Source organism: Luteibacter sp. UNCMF366Tsu5.1, from assembly GCF_900119235.1.
Classification (GTDB): Bacteria; Pseudomonadota; Gammaproteobacteria; order Xanthomonadales; family Rhodanobacteraceae; genus Luteibacter; species Luteibacter flocculans.
In genome coordinates, this window is record NZ_FPIS01000002.1 from 231,131 (window position 1) to 247,333 (window position 16,203).

17 protein-coding genes and 1 pseudogene are annotated in these 16,203 nt (G+C 66.3%); 12 read left to right on the plus strand and 6 right to left on the minus strand.

Annotation, left to right across the window (positions count from 1 at the left end; all coding sequences use genetic code 11):
• From BT115_RS10295 to BT115_RS10305, 3 genes are read right to left on the minus strand one after another with little or no spacing between them, the layout of a single operon-like run.
• Window positions 1-411, minus strand: a complete 411-nt coding sequence (locus BT115_RS10295; protein ID WP_072322527.1) for a hypothetical protein — start codon at window positions 409-411, stop codon at window positions 1-3.
• 10 nt (window positions 412-421) lie between these two features.
• On the minus strand, window positions 422-889 hold the full coding sequence (locus BT115_RS10300) for an Mpo1 family 2-hydroxy fatty acid dioxygenase (protein ID WP_072322528.1): 468 nt from the start codon (window positions 887-889) through the stop codon (window positions 422-424).
• Window positions 890-939: 50 nt separating this feature from the next.
• Entirely contained in the window at window positions 940-1,836 is an 897-nt protein-coding gene (locus tag BT115_RS10305) for a phosphoribosylaminoimidazolesuccinocarboxamide synthase (protein ID WP_072322529.1), read from the minus strand.
• Between the two features lie 160 nt (window positions 1,837-1,996).
• Between BT115_RS10305 and BT115_RS10310 the strand changes: the two genes are divergently transcribed.
• From BT115_RS10310 to BT115_RS10335, 6 genes are all read left to right on the plus strand, one after another.
• On the plus strand, window positions 1,997-2,308 hold the full coding sequence (locus BT115_RS10310; RefSeq protein WP_072322530.1) for a c-type cytochrome: 312 nt from the start codon (window positions 1,997-1,999) through the stop codon (window positions 2,306-2,308).
• Window positions 2,305-3,111, plus strand: a complete 807-nt coding sequence (djlA, locus tag BT115_RS10315; protein WP_072322531.1) for a co-chaperone DjlA — start codon at window positions 2,305-2,307, stop codon at window positions 3,109-3,111. Before BT115_RS10310 ends, djlA begins: the two co-directional genes overlap by 4 nt.
• An 88-nt stretch (window positions 3,112-3,199) precedes the next feature.
• The gene (rpe, locus tag BT115_RS10320; protein ID WP_072322532.1) at window positions 3,200-3,871 is read left to right on the plus strand and encodes a ribulose-phosphate 3-epimerase; all 672 of its coding nucleotides are present in this window, start codon (window positions 3,200-3,202) and stop codon (window positions 3,869-3,871) included.
• Window positions 3,872-3,960: 89 nt separating this feature from the next.
• The gene (locus BT115_RS10325; protein WP_143144528.1) at window positions 3,961-4,701 is read left to right on the plus strand and encodes a hypothetical protein; all 741 of its coding nucleotides are present in this window, start codon (window positions 3,961-3,963) and stop codon (window positions 4,699-4,701) included.
• 95 nt (window positions 4,702-4,796) lie between these two features.
• Window positions 4,797-5,570 carry an SEL1-like repeat protein gene (locus tag BT115_RS10330; protein ID WP_072322534.1) on the plus strand — a complete coding sequence of 258 codons (774 nt, stop codon included), beginning with the start codon at window positions 4,797-4,799 and terminating at the stop codon, window positions 5,568-5,570.
• A gap of 834 nt (window positions 5,571-6,404) precedes the next feature.
• Window positions 6,405-7,202 (plus strand): hypothetical protein, encoded by a 798-nt coding sequence (locus BT115_RS10335; RefSeq protein ID WP_072322535.1) that lies wholly within the window; start codon window positions 6,405-6,407, stop codon window positions 7,200-7,202.
• A gap of 104 nt (window positions 7,203-7,306) precedes the next feature.
• On the opposite strand, the pseudogene BT115_RS10340 reads toward BT115_RS10335, so the two are convergent.
• Window positions 7,307-7,666: pseudogene (locus tag BT115_RS10340) on the minus strand (efflux RND transporter permease subunit); the annotation flags it as partial.
• Window positions 7,667-7,896: 230 nt separating this feature from the next.
• On the opposite strand from BT115_RS10340, the gene pdsR reads away from it, so the two are divergent.
• The 6 genes from pdsR (at window position 7,897) to BT115_RS10370 (ending at window position 14,036) form a co-directional block, all read left to right on the plus strand.
• Window positions 7,897-8,586, plus strand: a complete 690-nt coding sequence (gene pdsR / locus BT115_RS10345) for a proteobacterial dedicated sortase system response regulator (protein WP_072322536.1) — start codon at window positions 7,897-7,899, stop codon at window positions 8,584-8,586.
• A gap of 64 nt (window positions 8,587-8,650) precedes the next feature.
• Entirely contained in the window at window positions 8,651-10,648 is a 1,998-nt protein-coding gene (locus BT115_RS10350) for an ATP-binding protein (RefSeq protein ID WP_072322537.1), read from the plus strand.
• Between the two features lie 100 nt (window positions 10,649-10,748).
• On the plus strand, window positions 10,749-12,224 hold the full coding sequence (gene trpE / locus BT115_RS10355; RefSeq protein ID WP_072322538.1) for an anthranilate synthase component I: 1,476 nt from the start codon (window positions 10,749-10,751) through the stop codon (window positions 12,222-12,224).
• A 69-nt stretch (window positions 12,225-12,293) separates the two neighbouring features.
• Window positions 12,294-12,953: a hypothetical protein gene (locus tag BT115_RS10360; protein WP_083527409.1), complete on the plus strand. Its 660-nt coding sequence runs from the start codon at window positions 12,294-12,296 to the stop codon at window positions 12,951-12,953.
• A 93-nt stretch (window positions 12,954-13,046) separates the two neighbouring features.
• A complete protein-coding gene (locus BT115_RS10365; protein ID WP_072322540.1) occupies window positions 13,047-13,520 on the plus strand; it encodes a DUF4019 domain-containing protein in 474 nt (157 codons plus the stop codon).
• A 138-nt stretch (window positions 13,521-13,658) separates the two neighbouring features.
• On the plus strand, window positions 13,659-14,036 hold the full coding sequence (locus BT115_RS10370) for a hypothetical protein (RefSeq protein ID WP_072322541.1): 378 nt from the start codon (window positions 13,659-13,661) through the stop codon (window positions 14,034-14,036).
• Between the two features lie 26 nt (window positions 14,037-14,062).
• Here BT115_RS10370 and BT115_RS10375 read toward each other — a convergent pair whose 3' ends face one another.
• Window positions 14,063-15,436, minus strand: a complete 1,374-nt coding sequence (locus BT115_RS10375; protein ID WP_072322542.1) for a leucyl aminopeptidase family protein — start codon at window positions 15,434-15,436, stop codon at window positions 14,063-14,065.
• A gap of 68 nt (window positions 15,437-15,504) precedes the next feature.
• The gene (locus BT115_RS10380; RefSeq protein WP_072322543.1) at window positions 15,505-16,203 is read right to left on the minus strand and encodes an HAD family hydrolase; all 699 of its coding nucleotides are present in this window, start codon (window positions 16,201-16,203) and stop codon (window positions 15,505-15,507) included.

A 16,203-nucleotide genomic window follows, 5' to 3' on the forward strand; every position in this document is an offset into this window, starting at 1 on the left:
CTATCGCCGAATGGCCGTCCCCACGATCATCGCCACCACCATGACCAGGGCGACGGCCATGCAGGCGCTGGTAGGCTTCACCCGCCGCGCATCGGTACGCGGCACCATCCACCAGAGCAGCCAGACGCCCAGCAGCATGTCTGCCACGAGCGATGCGCGCATCCACGGCAGCACGAAGATCGACTGCCCCGGTTCACGGCCGTGCTGCGCGGCAATCACAAGTCCCCCCATCAACACCGCGGCCAGCGTCCAGACGAGGCTGGCGAGGTAGGCGCGGTTGAACACTACCGGCGTCTTTTCCAGCCAGCGCAGGGCCAGCCAGACGATGAGTGCCGGCACGACGGCGATGGCGCTGGAATAGATCACCCACCAGATGGCGGCGGAAAGCAGGGTCAGGAGCGACTGGGTCACGGCGTGTCCGTCAGTACGACACGCCGAAGCGGCCGAGGGCCTTGCTCATCAGCCACGCGGGGCCGATCAGCAGGTATTGGATGTCGGTGAGGAAGGAAGGGCGCCGGCCTTCGATCTTGTGACCCACGAACTGGCCGATCCACGCCACCACGAAGACGCCGATCGCGAGCCAGAGCAGCCCCGTGCTGCCGATGGCGCGGTAGAGCATGTCGGTGAACAAGGCCAGCACGATGAAGGCGCCGGCCATGGCGAGGCCGATCTTCCGCGACAGGCGGTAGTAGTAGAAGCAGAACGCCAGGAACATCGCCAGCACCGCCCAGAGCCCCGGGCGTCCGAGCCACAGCGGCACGGGGATCAGCCAGACCAGCGCGATCACCGTCCAGGTGATCGCGGGCACGCAGATCCAGTGGATCAGCCGGTTGGTCGGGTTCTGATGGTCACGGCCGTAGTTGCCGAACCAGGTGGCTGCGTCGCGCATGGCATGCTCCGTGAAGCGTTAACCGTGAACCGCCAACCGGTAGCGGCGCCTCAATCTAGGCGGATGCCGGCGAGCTTGTCGAGCGCCTCGGCGTACTTGGCCGCCGTCCCTGCGATGACGTCTGCGGGAACCTGCGGTGCCGGCGGCTTCTTGTTCCAGCCGATACGTTCCAGGTAATCGCGTACGAACTGCTTGTCGTAGCTCGGCGGGCTGATGCCGACCTTGTACTCGTCGGCGGGCCAGAAGCGGGACGAATCGGGAGTGAGCATCTCGTCCATGATGTGCAGCACGCCGTGCTCGTCGGTGCCGAACTCGAACTTGGTATCGGCAACGATGATGCCGCGCTCGGCAGCGTAGGCGGCGGCGAAGGCGTAGATCTTCAGCGTCGCATCGCGTACGGCGTGGGCGAGTGGCTCGCCCACCGCAGCGACGACGGCATCGAAGCTTACGTTCTCGTCGTGGTCGCCCACCGCGGCCTTGGTGGACGGGGTGAAGATCGGCTCGGGAAGCTTCTGCGCCTGCTGCAGGCCCGATGGCAGGGTGATGCCGCACAGGGCGCCGGTGGCCTGGTAGTCCTTCCAACCGGACCCGATCAGATACCCGCGCGCGATGGCCTCGACCGGCACCGGTTTCAGGCGCTTGGTGATGACCGCGCGCTTCGCGTACAGCGCCGGGTCCACGCCCGCAGGCAGCACCGAGGCGACGTCCTCGCCAGTGAGATGGTTCGGGATGATGTGCGCGGTCTTGGCGAACCAGAAGTTGGAGATCTGCGTCAGCATCTCGCCCTTGCCCGGAATGGGATCCGGCAGCACCACGTCGAAGGCCGAGAGCCGGTCCGTCGCTACCATCAGCAGCCGATTGCCGGGCAGGGCGTAAACGTCGCGGACCTTGCCGCGGTGGATGAGCTCCAGGCCGGGCAGGTCGGATTGCGAGAGGGTGGTAGGCACGGCGGGACTCCGGGAGGTCGGCGATCCGCCCATTGTACCGGTGCGTCTTCCTCCGGGACGCACCGCCTGCGACGCTCTGTGGGATAACCGCGATCCATGGGCGGCGGACCGTGCCGATCCGCCTGCTAGAATCTTGCGTTACCGCCCCCATAGCCTCGTCATGCGAATCCTCACGACCGCGGCACTTGCCCTGGCCCTCTCCGCCCCTGTTTCCGCTGCGCCTCCTTCTAAGCCGGCGCGACTCGGGCTGTGCGCGGCCTGTCACGGCGAAGACGGCATGGCGAGAATTCCCGGCGCGCCCAACCTGGCCGGGCAGAAGCTCGACTACCTGCGCCAAGCGCTGCGCCAATACCGCGACGGTCGCCGCGACATCCCCGTGATGCGCGCCGCGACCGGCCCTCTTACCGATGCGGAACTCGACCAGCTTGCCGAGTGGTTCTCCGCCCAGACCCCTTCCAGGGCCGCTCAATGAATTTCACCGGCACTCTTATCGGCGCCGTGCTCGGCATGTGGCTGACGCACAACGTGCTCGGCGCCCTCGTGGGCGGCGCACTCGGCTTCATGTTCGACGCCAGTCGTCAGCAGCAACGTCGCCGCACACCTGCGCAGGGCGGCTACATCGCGCCGCTGTTCGCGCTGATCGGCGCCGTCGCGAAGGCCGACGGACGCGTTTCCGAAGCGGAGATCGCCATCGCCGAACGGCTGATGGCGCGCATGGGTCTCGGCCAGGACGACCGCCGCACGGCCATCGATGCCTTCAACGAGGGCAAGCAGCCCGAGTTCAACGCCACCGCGGTCATCGACGAATTGCGCCATTGGGTTGGTCACCGCCGCGACCATGCATTCCCGGTCATCGACGTCGTGATCGAAACCGTGCTGGCCGAGGGCAATCCGTCGCCGGAGAAGATGGCGTTGCTGCGCCAACTGGCGTTCGCGCTGCGCGTCAGCGACATGGAATTGATGGCGCTGATGGCCATGAAGGGCTACGCGTGGAATGCCGGTGCCGGCGGTCGAAGCCAGGGTGGGCGCAGCCACGGCGGCGGCTACGTGCCTCCGCAGCGAAACACGCAGGGCCCCGATCCGTACGCGATCCTCGGCATTCAGCGCGACGCCGACGATCGCGCGATCAAGCGCGCGTACCGCAAGCTCATTTCGGAACATCACCCCGACCGTCTGGGCGATCTTCCCGAAGACATGCGTCGCCGCGCGGAATCGCGGGCGAGCGAGATCAATGCCGCGTACGAGCGGATCAAGGCCGAGCGCGGCTTCAAGTGAGCACCGACGTGACGCCGACGCGGTAACCTTCGCGAAGGCATTCCCCCAGCCGCGACAGCGGCCCCGACGATCGACACGGTACCTTCCCATGGCCAAGCAATCCCCCGTCATCGCCCCGTCCATCCTCTCGGCCGACTTCGCTCGCCTGGGCGAGGACACGCGCAAGGTGCTCGACGCCGGCGCGCAGTGGGTGCATTTCGACGTCATGGACAACCACTACGTGCCCAACCTCACCATCGGCCCGATGGTGCTGAAGGCCTTGCGTGATTACGGCATCGTCGAGCACATCGACGTGCATCTCATGGTCAAGCCGGTGGACCGCATCGTGCCGGACTTCGCCAAGGCGGGCGCGCGCAGCATCAGCTTCCATCCCGAGGCGACCGAGCACGTCGATCGCACCATCCAGCTCATCAAGGACGAGGGCTGCGAAGCGGGCCTCGTCTTCAATCCCGCCACGCCGCTGTCCTGGCTGGACTACGTCATGGACAAGATCGACATGGTGCTGATCATGTCGGTGAATCCCGGTTTCGGCGGTCAGAAGTTCATTCCCACCGCCCTGGACAAGATCCGCCATGTGCGCGAGCGCATCGACGCCAGTGGCCGCGCCATCCGGCTCGAAGTGGATGGTGGCGTCACGCCCGACAACATCGGCGCGATTGCCGCGGCGGGCGCGGATACCTTCGTTGCCGGCTCGGCCATCTTCAATGCCCCCGACTATGCGGACGTGATTCGCCGTATGCACGCGGCGATCGGCGGCTGAGTCCCGGGATCGCAAGTCTTCACGGCAATAAAGCGAACTCTGTAGTACAGTAAAGCCGCTCTTGGGGGCTACACACAGAGGACGCGCCGATGAAAAGGTTTTGCGCTTTTGTTCTTGCCGTGGCTGCGGCCACATCCCTGGCTGCTCACGCAGGCCAGCGTCCCCAACCGTTGCCCGACCAGAAGAGCCAGGTCGCCAAGTCGCTGATGCCATGCCCCGGCGGCCTCGAACGGTTCCTGCCCGGCGACTATTACTTCTGCTCCGCCGCGCGGAATTTTTGGAGCGGCCATGAGGGCCTCGCGCGCGAAGGCCTGAAGGAAGCCGCACGCTGGGCGAGCAAGCCGGCGCAGTACGCGCTCGGCGTCATGTATTTCAACGGCGATCACGCGGAGAGGAACCGTCCGCTCGGTCTTGCCTGGCTGGCGCTGGCGGCGGAACGCCATGATCCGTCGTACGAGCCGACCTTCATTTCGGCCTACGGACAAGTGACCCCGGACGAGCTGGCGCAGGCCAACGCGTACTGGAAGGAGCTCAAGCAGACCTACGCCGACGACGTGGCCGCGCCGCGTGCGGAGCGCCGTTTCGATCGCGAGTACCAACAGATCGCATGGGCGACCAACTTCGGCGGCAGCATCTTCATCGACGGCGTGACCGTGCCCTACGGCTACGGCGGGTCCGACGACATGCCGTTGCAGAGCGGGTTCTCGCTCGGTCGCATTCTGCAGACGCAGAAGGCCATGTATTTCTATGGCTACGACAGCCACGTCTTCGTGGGCGATGCGGAACTGGTGCCGATCAGCCAGGTGGCCTCCGCCGCCCGGACCAAGTAGGTGCGCAACGAAATAGCCCGAGAAAGGCGCCCCTCTGTCGAGGGGCAGTTACGGGGTAAGGCAAGCAATCCAACGGAACCAGGGAGGTAGTGCTTATGTCAGTCATAAGGATCGTCGCGTTCGTACTTTTCGGTGTATCGGCCGTCGCCACCGCTACCGCCAGTGATGCGGTGCCGGACGCTTCCAGGGAGGCCATCAAGGCATCGGTCAAGTCCTGCGCCACCGGGCTCGAGCGATTGCTTCCCGGTGATTACTACTTCTGCGCCGGTGTGCGCGACTACGGCCAGAGACACGATGGCCGTGCCATGGAGCGTTTTCGCGACGCCGCCTTCTGGGCGAGCAAGCCCGCGCAATACGTGCTGGGTCTCATGTATTTCAACGGCGACCATGGCAAGGTCAATCGCCCGCTAGGCGTGGCATGGCTGGCGTTGGCGGCCGAGCGGCACGATCCGCTCTACGAAAGCGCCTTCGCGCGTGCGTACCTCGCCAGTTCGTCGGAGGAACGGGCACAGGCCGATGCCTATTGGCGCGACTTGCGCAAGCAGTACGCCGACCCCGTGGCGGGCAGGCGTGCGCGTCAGCGCTATCTCGCCGAGATGCGGATGATCGAAGCGGCCACGGCCGTCGGAGGATCCGTCTTCATCACGGGATTGTCGCCGCCGAACGGCGACGCCGTGGGACAGTTCGGTGCCGACGGAGACGCCAATCGCGTCGGTGGCGGTTCCAGCTTCAGCATGAACAAGCTGCTGTCCCGTGCCGGTGACGACTACTTCCGCGGCATGGTGGGTACGGTCACGGTGGGTGAGGTGCAGCCCGCCGACTTGGTACCGATTGGCCAGGTGGCCTCACGCGTCCGCACGGCTCAGTAACGAACGCAAAAAAGCTCCCCCGTCCGGTTGGAGGGGGGAGTGAAGGATGCTCCCGGGGAGGAGCTCAGGGGAAAGAGGTCAAACGGGATACCAGTTCGGGTCCGGTTCTGCGGGCCCAGCGGCCGGCGCGCCTCCCTGCGAGCCGGCCGCGCCAAGGCCTTCCATGGCCGGTTCCACGAAGTCGTCGAAGAGATCCATGCGTATGTCTCCCGTCAGTGCAGGCCGAACAGCAGGCCAAGGACCAGGGCGCCAAGCGCGAGTGCCACGCGCAGGGGCTCGAAGTCGCGGTCGAGTTCGGTGTTGTCGGCGTCGGGCTTGGTTTTCATGGGTTCTCCTCCGGCGCCGGGTGGCGCGCCGTGATGGACAGTGTCGGTGCCGCACACGGCGGGCGGAGCGTCCATGACAGGGCAATCCGCGGACCGTTTATGGCAAAGCGCGGGCAAAGGCTTTGTGCAGGCGTCGTGGGACGTTCTTGCTTCGGCGTCGACAGATGCCTCCAGACGCATACATCGGCCCAGGCCCTGGGGCAGCGGCACTCCCTTGTGGGAGCCGCCATGGCGGCGAGGCAATCCACCTCGCCGCATCATCGCTTCGTGGGCTTCTCGCCGCTGTAGCGGCTCCCACAACTTGCCGGTGGGAGCCAGCCTGCTGGCGATGGGGATCTGACTCACGGTTACAACGCTTCGTTGGCTTTTCGCCACCAGGGTGGCTCCCACCGGCTCCTACTTGCGCGGCCGGATCGCTCGTCGATTGCCATGCGGCGGAAATCGCCTGGCCCTCGATTTGCCAGAGGCCGGCGATATCGTGAGATCGTCTCGCATCGAGGGCACCGCCATGCGTATCTCAGCCATTGCCACAGGCTTCGTTCTTGCGATCGCGATGGGCTTTGTCGCCAAGGCCCATGATGTGAACGTTCAGCGGGCATGGAACGATGCGCTCAACGAGCAGTGCCCCGGCAAGCATCTGACATGGCTTGCACCGGCGGATTTGCGCGAGGCGCTGGACGATTACAAACAGCAGGTTTCGCCGAAGGATCGCCATGCCATGGATGCCGCCGCATCCACGCGCTGCCGCGACGTGATGGCTGGCGCCAGTTGCGACAACCAGGCGGATCTGGTGTTTGCGCAGGCACGTAGCGATTTGGCGAACGTCGCCGCCATGACCTGCGCGGAATTCGCGCGTTGCAATGCGCAGTCACAATGCACGCCCACGTCTTTTCAGGCTCCCTCGGATGCGCCATCAGCACAGCGTTCGTCGGAAACCGCTGGCCTGTCCGAGACTCAGTGGACGGTGGCGCTGGCCCGAGGCAGTCGCGGAGACGCCGACGCCTTGAACACGCTCGTAACCCTTCGCGCGGGCACTGACGGCGATCGTACCGAATCGATCGACGAGGCCATCAGTGACGCGTTACTGACGAATCCCAAAGAGGTCTTGTCGCTGCTGTCTTCCCACCGCGAGCTTCCGCCCGCGTCATGGTATTGCGAGGACCGTGCGATCGAACCCGATGAGGCAGACGTCGCGCGTTGGACGGACGCCGCCGTGACGTCGCTGAGCCATGTGTCCGACCCGGCGCTCGCGCCGATCCGATCCGCATGCCTGTCGTCTCTTCGTCAGACCGCGGCGGCTCATTGATCTTCGCTGAGCCGATCGTGTAACTCGCATGGCGAGAACCGTGCAGGGCGTGGTGCCTGGATGCCTGCGCATGCCCAGGCAACGACGCGACAGACAGCGCGACCTCAAGAAGCATGACGCTCACGGAAGAGCACGTCGTAGAGCAACGGAATGAGTCCAAGCGTAATCAGCGTACCGAGCAGGAGTCCGCCAATGAGCGTGATGGCCATGCCGGTCCAGAGCGCCCCGCCGAACAGCATCAACGGAACGAGTCCGACGACGCAGGTCAGTTTGGTCATCACGATCGGTCGTAGGCGCTTCACCGCAGCCTCGATCACCGCGTCGTGATGGTGGCGACCATCGGCGACCTCCGCCTCGATTCGTTCCAGAAGCAATACGGCGTTATTGACGATGATCCCCGCGAGGGACAGCAGGCCGAACGTCGCCATGAAGCCGAAGGGACAGCCGGTCAACACCAGGGCGAGCGTGGAACGTTAGGTCCGCGGTTTCAAGGCCCGATCCACGTTTCTTGAAGATTTGATGGAGACGCGGCAGCGGCATGTCCTTTCTCGCCAAACCGACATCGGCCGGTGCGCCGGTCTGGCCGACGACGGCGGCTAAGGAGGCGAAACGCGGGCAAAACGGGGCAGGGCCTTGCGGTACGCGCGGGCGCGTAGCACCCTGCGCACGCCGATTCACTTTCACGGAATGCCCCATGGCCCGCAGTATCGCCATCGTCGAGGACGAACCCCTGATCCGCGCCAACTACGTCGAGGCGCTGAACCGCTTCGGCTACGAGACGCGCGGTTACGGTTCGCGTTCCGAGGCGTCGAATGCCTTCGCCATGCGCCTGCCGGAACTGGTGATCATCGACATCGGTCTCGGAGACGAGCCCGAAGGTGGTTTCGATCTCTGTCGCGAACTGCGCGCGAAGTCGGCCACCTTGCCGATCATCTTCCTCACCGCTCGCGATTCGGACTTCGACGTCATTTCCGGCCTGCGCCTCGGTGCCGACGATTACCTTTCCAAAGACACCAGCCTGCATCAGCTCGCCGCTCGCATCGCCGCGCTGTTCCGCCGCATCGAATCGTTGAAGACGCCTGCCGCCAGCGAGACGGTCATCGAGCACGGCCCGCTGAAGCTCGAGTCCGAGCGCATGCGCGTGCTGTGGAACGGGATCGAGATCCCGCTGACGGTGACCGAGTTCTGGATGGTGCACACGCTGGTGCGCTTCCCGGGCCACGTGAAGAATCGCGATCAGCTCATGCGCGAAGCGGAGCTGGTGGTCGACGATGCGACGATCACCTCGCACATCAAGCGCATCCGCAAGAAATTCGTGGCGCTGGCACCGGACTTCGATGCGATCGAAACGGTGCATGGCGTGGGCTATCGCTGGACGCCGTGAGCATCGTTCGCCGTTCTAGCGACCGCGCGCTCCACGTCGCGCTTCGTTCCCGTCGCCATACCCGATGAGCCTGCGCCAGAAACTGCTGCTCGTGGCGCTTTGCACGCTCGCGTTGCCCGTCGCAGGGTGGCTCTACGTGCGCCAGATGGAAACGTTGCTGCGCGAAGGGCAGGCGCAGGCGCTGGTCGCCTCCGCGCGCGCCATGGCGCGCAGCCTGGTGGTCGTGGATGCGCCGCTGCCGCCGGCAGGCCCCGCGTGGTACGTGGAACGCACGCCGGTGCCGATCACCGTGGACGGCTACGCGGACGACTGGGCGTCGCTGAGCCCGTGGGCGCAGAGCTTCGGCCGCAACACGAAGGTGATGCTCGCCGAGGACGATCGCTGGCTTTACTTCTACGCGGACGTGCGCGCGCCGCAGCGCCATCGCGCCGACGCGGGCGACCGCCTGGTGCTGAGCGCCGATCACCTCATCATCTCCATCGCCAGCGGCGAGGATGCACAGCGCTACCTGCTCGCCAGTGCCGCGCCGGGGCCCACGACGGCGATCGCGCTGGATGCCGACGCCGGTGTGCTGCCCGATCGCATCAATGCTCAGTGGCAGGAGGATGGCAGCGGCTTCCACGTGGAATTCCGCCTGCCGCGTGGTCTTCGCCTCGACCGCTTCGGCCTCGGCGTGCACATTGCTGCCGACGGCGACAACGAGCCCTTGAGCGCCGACAGCCGTCCCTTGCTCGATTTTTCCGCGGCGCTCTCGCAGGAGTTGTCGCGGCTGGCGCCGGACGGCGTCCGCGTACGCATGCTATCTCCCGATGCATGGCTGATGGCGCAGAGCGGCAAGCTCGCCTTGCCGGACCTTCCCGCCGCCGAGCGTCCTGGCTGGTTCGCCTCGCTGGTCTATCGCTCATTGCTCGCGACGCGCCTCGACGACGACAGCGCCTGGGCCGAGGATGCGCCGCGGGTCGATCTGCCCGAGGTGCGTGAGGCGTTGCAGGGTAAGCCCGCCACAGCGTGGCGCGCGGGTGAGGCGCGTGGCAGCGTTGTGCTGGCGGCGGCGATGCCGGTGACCGTGCGCGGTCGAATGCATGGCGTGGTGCTGCTCGAACAACCGAGCCGCGCAGTGCCGCTGCTCGCGAACCGTGCGCTGTTCGGCTTGCTGCTTACGAGCTTCGCCGTGCTGCTCGTGGCCGGTGGCGTGCTGCTGCTGTTCGCGACACGGCTCACCTTCCGCCTGCGCCGCCTGCGCAACGCGGCCGAGCGGGCGCAGGCCAACGATGGTCGCCTGGACGGACCGTTCCCGCTCACCGACGCCACGGATGAACTGGGCGACCTCGCGCGTAGCTTCGCGCGGTTGTTCGAGGTGGTCGGTGGTTATACCGATTACCTGCGCACGCTCGCGTCCAAGCTCTCGCACGAGCTCAATACGCCGCTCGCGATCGTCAAATCGTCGCTCGACAATCTCGACCACGCCGGGCTACCGCCCGAGGCCGAGCCGTACCTTGCACGAGCGCGCGACGGCGTGGCGAGACTTGGCGCGCTGGTTCGCGCCATGAGTGAGGCGAGCCGGATGGAGCGCGCCATTGCGGCCGCGGAAGCGGAGGACGTGGACCTCGCCGACATCGTGCGCGGCTGCGCGGAAGGCTATCGCGCCCTGGCCGGCGATCGTCGCCTGGAAACCGAGCTACCTGGCGAGCCGGTACCGATGCACGTCTCGCCCGAACTCATCGCCCAGGCGCTGGACAAGCTGTTCGACAACGCGCTTTCGTTCACCCCGCCGGGCGGCTGGCTGCGCATCGCGCTGCGGCCCACGGCCGAGGGCGCAGACATCACGCTATCGAACCAGGGGCCGCCGCTGCCGGCGGCCATGCAGGGGCGTCTGTTCGACTCCCTCGTAAGCCTGCGCGACAAGGCCACCCCAGGCGACGCACCGCATCTGGGCCTGGGCCTCTACGTGGTCCGCCTCGTGGCCGAGCGCCACCAAGGCACCGCCAGCGCCCGCAACGTGGACGACGGCGTCGCCTTTACCCTGCATCTGAAAGGCATGCCCCGCCAGCGGCTGGGGTAGAGGCCGGCATCCGGGCCCGTCGAAAGACGACGGCGCGCCGGATCACCCGTGCGGGAAACACACGGCTACAATCGGGCGTTCACCCTCACGACCCCAACCGATGATCTCCCGCGACCAATTCGACGCCTACGCCGCGCAGGGCCATACGCGCATTCCGCTGGTGCGCGAAGTGTTTTCCGACCTCGACACGCCGTTGTCGGTGTACCTCAAGCTTGCCGACGGCCCATATACCTTCCTCTTCGAATCCGTCGAGGGCGGCGCCACCTGGGGGCGCCATTCGATCATCGGCTTGCCGGCACGGCGCGTGTATCGCCTGCGCGGCCATGAACTGGAAGTGGAGGAATCCGGCGAAGTGGTGGAGCGCCGTCACCTCGACGACCCGCTCGCCGAGATCGAGACGCTGCGCAAGCAGTACGACGTGCCACGACTGCCCGGGTTGCCCGACTTCACCGGCGGCCTCGTCGGGTACTTCGGCTTCGAGACCATCGGTTACATCGAGCAGCGCCTTGCGCAGTGGGACAAGAAGGACGAGCTCGGCACGCCCGACGTGATGTTGATGCTGGCCGACGAGGTCGCCGTGTTCGACAACCTCAAGGGTCGGCTCTACCTCATCGTGCATGCCGATCCGTCGCGGCCGCAGGCGTATGCCGAAGCGTCACGCCGCCTCGATCAACTCGCCTTCCGGCTGCGCCAGGGCGGCGTGTCGTATCCGCAACTGTTGCAACCGGCTGCGCTGGACGAGTCCGATTTCAAATCGTCGTTCACTCGCGAGGAATACGAGGCGATGGTCCGCAAGGCGCAGGAATACATCCTCGCCGGCGATATCTTCCAGGTGGTGCCGTCGCAGCGCCTCAGTGTCGGTTTCAACGCGCGTCCGGTGGACGTCTACCGCGCACTGCGCGCGACCAATCCGTCGCCGTACATGTTCTTCATCGACATGGGGCCGACGCAGATCGTGGGCTCGTCGCCCGAGATTCTCGTGCGCCTCAAGAACGGTCGCGTCGTGTTGCGGCCGATCGCCGGTACGCGTCGCCGTGGCAAGGACGACGTCGAGGACACCGCACTCGAAGCCGAGCTGCTCGCCGATCCGAAGGAGCGTGCAGAGCACCTCATGCTGATCGATCTCGGCCGCAACGACGTCGGCCGCGTGAGCCGCACGGGCACGGTGGAACTCGCCGAATCCTTCGTGGTGGAGCGCTACTCACACGTGATGCACATCGTGTCGCAGGTCGAAGGCGACATCCGCGACGACCTCTCGTACATGGACGTCATCAAGGCGACATTCCCCGCCGGTACCGTCAGTGGCGCGCCGAAGATTCGTGCGCTGGAAATCATCCAGGAACTCGAGCCGTTCAAGCGCAACATCTATGCGGGCGCCATCGGCTGGCTTGGTTGGTGGGGCGATGCCGATACCGCCATCGCCATTCGCACGGCGGTCATCCAGGACGGCCGGCTGCACGTGCAGGCCGGCGGCGGTGTCGTCCACGATTCCGATCCCGCCGCCGAGTGGGAAGAAACCATGAACAAGGGCCGCGCGCTGTTTCGCGCCGTGGCACAGGCCGCCAAGGGACTTTAGGCATCGCCGCGGCGGCCCGTCGCTTCAGCAAGCGGGCCGCGTCGAATGCCTCACCGTGAAGGACGCACCATGAAGACACGTACGATCATTGCCGCTACCTCCCTCGCCGTCATGGCCGCCACCGCGCAGGCGCGTGAGCCGTGGACGGACGATGTCGCCTCGCGCACGCAGGCGCTCGCATTGCTGCAGTCGCTCAACGCGGACCTGCTCAGTCATCCAAGCGCCACGCTGACGTTGGAGCGCTGGTGCGGCGCTCATGCGCTGGCACCCGAGGCGAAGATTCTTGCGCGGCGTGTGAAAGGGCAGGACAAGCCGCTGCCCGCCGATGCACGCGAGACCCTGGGCATCGGCCCGGACGAGCCGGTGCGCTATCGCCGCGTGCAACTGACCTGCGGCGATCACGTGCTGTCGGAAGCGGACAACTGGTACGTACCGTCGCGTCTCACGCCGGAAATGAACCAGACCCTCGACAGCACGGACCAGCCCTTCGGCAAGGTGGTGCAGCCGCTGCATTTCCGGCGCCAGACCGTCAGCGCCGACCTGCTCTGGGCGCCGCTGCCTACGGGATGGGAAATGGACGCGCCGCTGCCGGCCCCGCACAAGGCACCGTTGGACATCCCGCACGAGGTGCTGCGCCATCGGGCGGTGCTCTATACCGGCACCAACCAGCCGTTCAGCCTCGTGGTCGAGACCTATACCTCCGAGGTGCTCGCCTTCGGGCGGCGTTGATCGGCTACAACAAGCCGCGTATCCCTTCCGGCTGACTTGGCAGCGGGCGGCGCACGCCCGAAGCTGGCTTCGTCCCATGACGGAGAAGGGACCGTGTCTTCGGTTTACCCACAGCCTCATACCATTCCCGCTGCTGGCGTCCCGCGCACGCATGCGTTTGCCTCGCTGTTGAGCATCCGCAACGCGCCGCGGCTCGGTCCTCAGCCCAACTCGCTCGACAACGCCGTGGCGTGCGCCACCCATTGGGTGCGTCTGTCCGACGACCGCCGCCCCGATGCCATGTGGCTGGAGGCCGGCGCGTTGATGCAGAAGCGGGTGCCCCGTCAGGAGTGGACTCGGTATCTGCGTCGCATTCGGCTGGACCGCGGTGCGCTGGTCAGTCGCGAATGGTGCGAAGTGGCGCGCGTACGCGATCCTGTCGGACTCCCGCCGGGCGATTACCTCAACGTGATCTTCGTTACGCACTATGCGCGTGCCGCGTTGTTCGAAACGGTGTCGCTCGCGCCTGGCGGCAGCGGATGGCTGCCCGTGGGTTACATCATCCGGCCGATGCACCAGCCGCTGTAAGGGCATGGTCGCCTCGGGTCATCGGCGGCGACGGATGTACACGGCGCAGGGAAGTCCTGAGCGAAGACGCGACGTGGGCCGATACCGGTGCTAAAGGCCGGTGGCATACTGGCTCGCGTGTCCGCAAGGAAATGCACCATGAGCGACTTCGACGCGCCCGCCCGCCTCTATACCCGACCACCCATGACGCGCGGCGTCGATCCGCAGCGGATGAACTGGCTATGGCAGTTGATCCTGCAAGCGACGGATCTCGATCCGAGGGACGTGCGCAGTGCGCTCAATGCCATCGGCGTCGGCGCCACCGACAAGCTGCTGGCCAGTTGGCAGGTCACCGACGCCCACGAGGACTATTTCCCGCTGACCATCGCCGAACTCGAGCGCAACCTGCGCGCCGTCATCGCGTGGAAGGCGAAGCGGGATCAGGCGGCGGAAGGCATGGCCGATGCAGAAAACGAGGACTCAGCGGCGGTCGACGCCACCGCTGACACTGACGTCGGCAAAACCGACGAGAGCTGACGATCGGCGTTGCCGATCGCGAGCGATCAGGCGTAACGCTCGGACAGGAACCGGAAGAACGCCCGAAGACCCTGCGCCTCGCCGCCGCGCGGATGCGCCGGACGATCGCCGTCGTTCCACGAATACGTGTCGAGGTGCATCCAGTTCTGGGTGTCCGGCACGAAGCGCTCCAGGTACAGCGCGGCGGTGACCGCACCCGCATGGCGCGAAGGGCCCGCATTGGCGAAATCCGCTACGTACGACTCCAGCATGCGTCGATACGGCCGCCACAAGGGCAGACGCCAAAGCGGATCGTGCACGACGTCGGCGGCGCCCAGGACGTGGTCGGCCAGCGTGTCGCGGTTGGTGAACAGGGCAGGAAGTTCGGGGCCGAGTGCCACGCGTGCGGCGCCGGTCAGCGTGGCGAAATCCACGATGAGGTCCGGCGATTGCTCTGCCGCGAAGGCCAGGGCGTCGCACAGCACCAGCCGCCCTTCGGCGTCCGTGTTGTCCACTTCCACCGTGTGGCCGGCGCGCGTGCGGATCACGTCGCCCGGGCGCATGGCATTGCCCGAAATCGCGTTCTCTACTGCGGGCACGAGCAGGGTGAGCCGCACCGGCAGCTTGGCTGCCATGACCAGGCCCGCGAGCGCGATCGCGTGCGCGGCGCCGCCCATGTCCTTCTTCATCCAGCGCATGCCATCCGACGGCTTGATGTCGAGTCCGCCGGTGTCGAAGCACACGCCTTTGCCGATCAGCACGAGCTTGGGATTGGACGCCTTGCCCCAGGTGAGTTCGATCAGGCGCGGTGGGCGGTGGCTCGCACGGCCCACGGCATGGATCGTGGGGAAGTTGCCTTCGAGCAACTCGTCGCCCACCCACTCGCGCACCTTCGCCTTGTGCTCTTCCGCATGCTCGCGAATGGCCTGCGCGAGATGTTCCGGGCCCATGTCCTCGGTCGGCGTGTTCACGAGGTTGCGCACCTGCGTCGTGGCCGCGATGACCGGCGCCAACGCGCGCAACGTGGACGGACTCACCACAAGCTGCGCCGGCTTGCGCTCGGCCGCGCGGTAACGATCGAAACGGTACGCACCCAGCGCCCAGCCGAGCGCAGCGAGATCGCGGTCGTCCACCACGCCTTCCACGGCGAGTTCGTAGACACCTTCCGGCAGCCGATAGGGCAGCGCACCGAGTGCGGCCATGGGCAGGTGGCGATCGGCACCCACGAGCACGCGCGCCACGCCGTCGACGCCCGGCAACAGCGCGAGCGCGCCGGGCACGGGACGAAATCCGGTGGCGGCCAGCCATTGCTTTTGCGCAGCGTCGAGGCGTGCTTCGGTGGCGGCCATGCTGCCCGCGTCCACGGTCTCGATGAGGATGGCGGTGCGTTTTCCGGATTTGCGTTCGATCAGCGGCGACATCAGGTCTCCCAACCTCGCGGTCGTTGCCAACCGCGTCAATGCATTGTTGCTATCAGTAGATCGCCATTCTAACTGTCCGTCGAGACCGTGGCGTCAATCCATTCAGCGAGCGCTGCCATGTCGGCGAATTCGAGATCGGGAGCAGGGCCGTGCGACCAGCGCTCGCCCGTGCGATTGAGCCATGCGGTGCGCAGCCCCGCTTCGCGCGCACCCACCACGTCGAGCATCGGATCGTCGCCGACATGAAGCATGTCACCGGGCGCGATGGCCAGCGCTTCCGCGGCGGCGAGAAAGATCTGCGGGTGCGGCTTGGCGACGCCCACGCCGCTGGCGTTGAGTCGCGTGTGGAAGAAATGATGCAGCCCGATGACTTCCAGGTCGGCGTTGCCGTTGGAAATGCTGACCAGCGGAACGTGTCGTGCGATGCGCTCGAGCGCCGGCAGCGTGTCCGGATAGAGTTCGACGTTGTTGCGGGCGGCGAAGTAGATGCGCCACAACTCGTCCACCGGCGCGTCGTCGATGCCGCACGCGGCAAACGCGTGGCGAATCGTCAGTCGCCGCTGTTCGCTGAAGTCGTGGGCGAGGTGCGTGTTTTCCCGCGCGATCTTGTCGCGCAACTCGCGCATGGCCTCGATGGGCCATGCGCTGGCGACGTCGGGATGATGTTGCTGGAGCCAGCGATCGACGCAGTGTTCGGCCTCGATCAGGGCCGGAAGCACCGGCCACAGGGTGTCGTCGAGATCGAGCGATACCGCGCGAACCGCCAC

Coding starts and splice junctions, on each gene's coding strand:
- BT115_RS10325 (WP_143144528.1), top strand. CDS start 3,961: ATGAAAAGGTTTTGCGCTTTTGTTCTTGCCGTGGCTGCGGCCACATCC.
- BT115_RS10360 (WP_083527409.1), top strand. CDS start 12,294: ATGAAGACACGTACGATCATTGCCGCTACCTCCCTCGCCGTCATGGCC.
- trpE (WP_072322538.1), top strand. CDS start 10,749: ATGATCTCCCGCGACCAATTCGACGCCTACGCCGCGCAGGGCCATACG.
- BT115_RS10330 (WP_072322534.1), top strand. CDS start 4,797: ATGTCAGTCATAAGGATCGTCGCGTTCGTACTTTTCGGTGTATCGGCC.
- BT115_RS10350 (WP_072322537.1), top strand. CDS start 8,651: ATGAGCCTGCGCCAGAAACTGCTGCTCGTGGCGCTTTGCACGCTCGCG.
- BT115_RS10370 (WP_072322541.1), top strand. CDS start 13,659: ATGAGCGACTTCGACGCGCCCGCCCGCCTCTATACCCGACCACCCATG.
- djlA (WP_072322531.1), top strand. CDS start 2,305: ATGAATTTCACCGGCACTCTTATCGGCGCCGTGCTCGGCATGTGGCTG.
- rpe (WP_072322532.1), top strand. CDS start 3,200: ATGGCCAAGCAATCCCCCGTCATCGCCCCGTCCATCCTCTCGGCCGAC.
- BT115_RS10335 (WP_072322535.1), top strand. CDS start 6,405: ATGCGTATCTCAGCCATTGCCACAGGCTTCGTTCTTGCGATCGCGATG.
- BT115_RS10310 (WP_072322530.1), top strand. CDS start 1,997: ATGCGAATCCTCACGACCGCGGCACTTGCCCTGGCCCTCTCCGCCCCT.
- pdsR (WP_072322536.1), top strand. CDS start 7,897: ATGGCCCGCAGTATCGCCATCGTCGAGGACGAACCCCTGATCCGCGCC.
- BT115_RS10300 (WP_072322528.1), bottom strand. CDS start 889: ATGCGCGACGCAGCCACCTGGTTCGGCAACTACGGCCGTGACCATCAG.
- BT115_RS10375 (WP_072322542.1), bottom strand. CDS start 15,436: ATGTCGCCGCTGATCGAACGCAAATCCGGAAAACGCACCGCCATCCTC.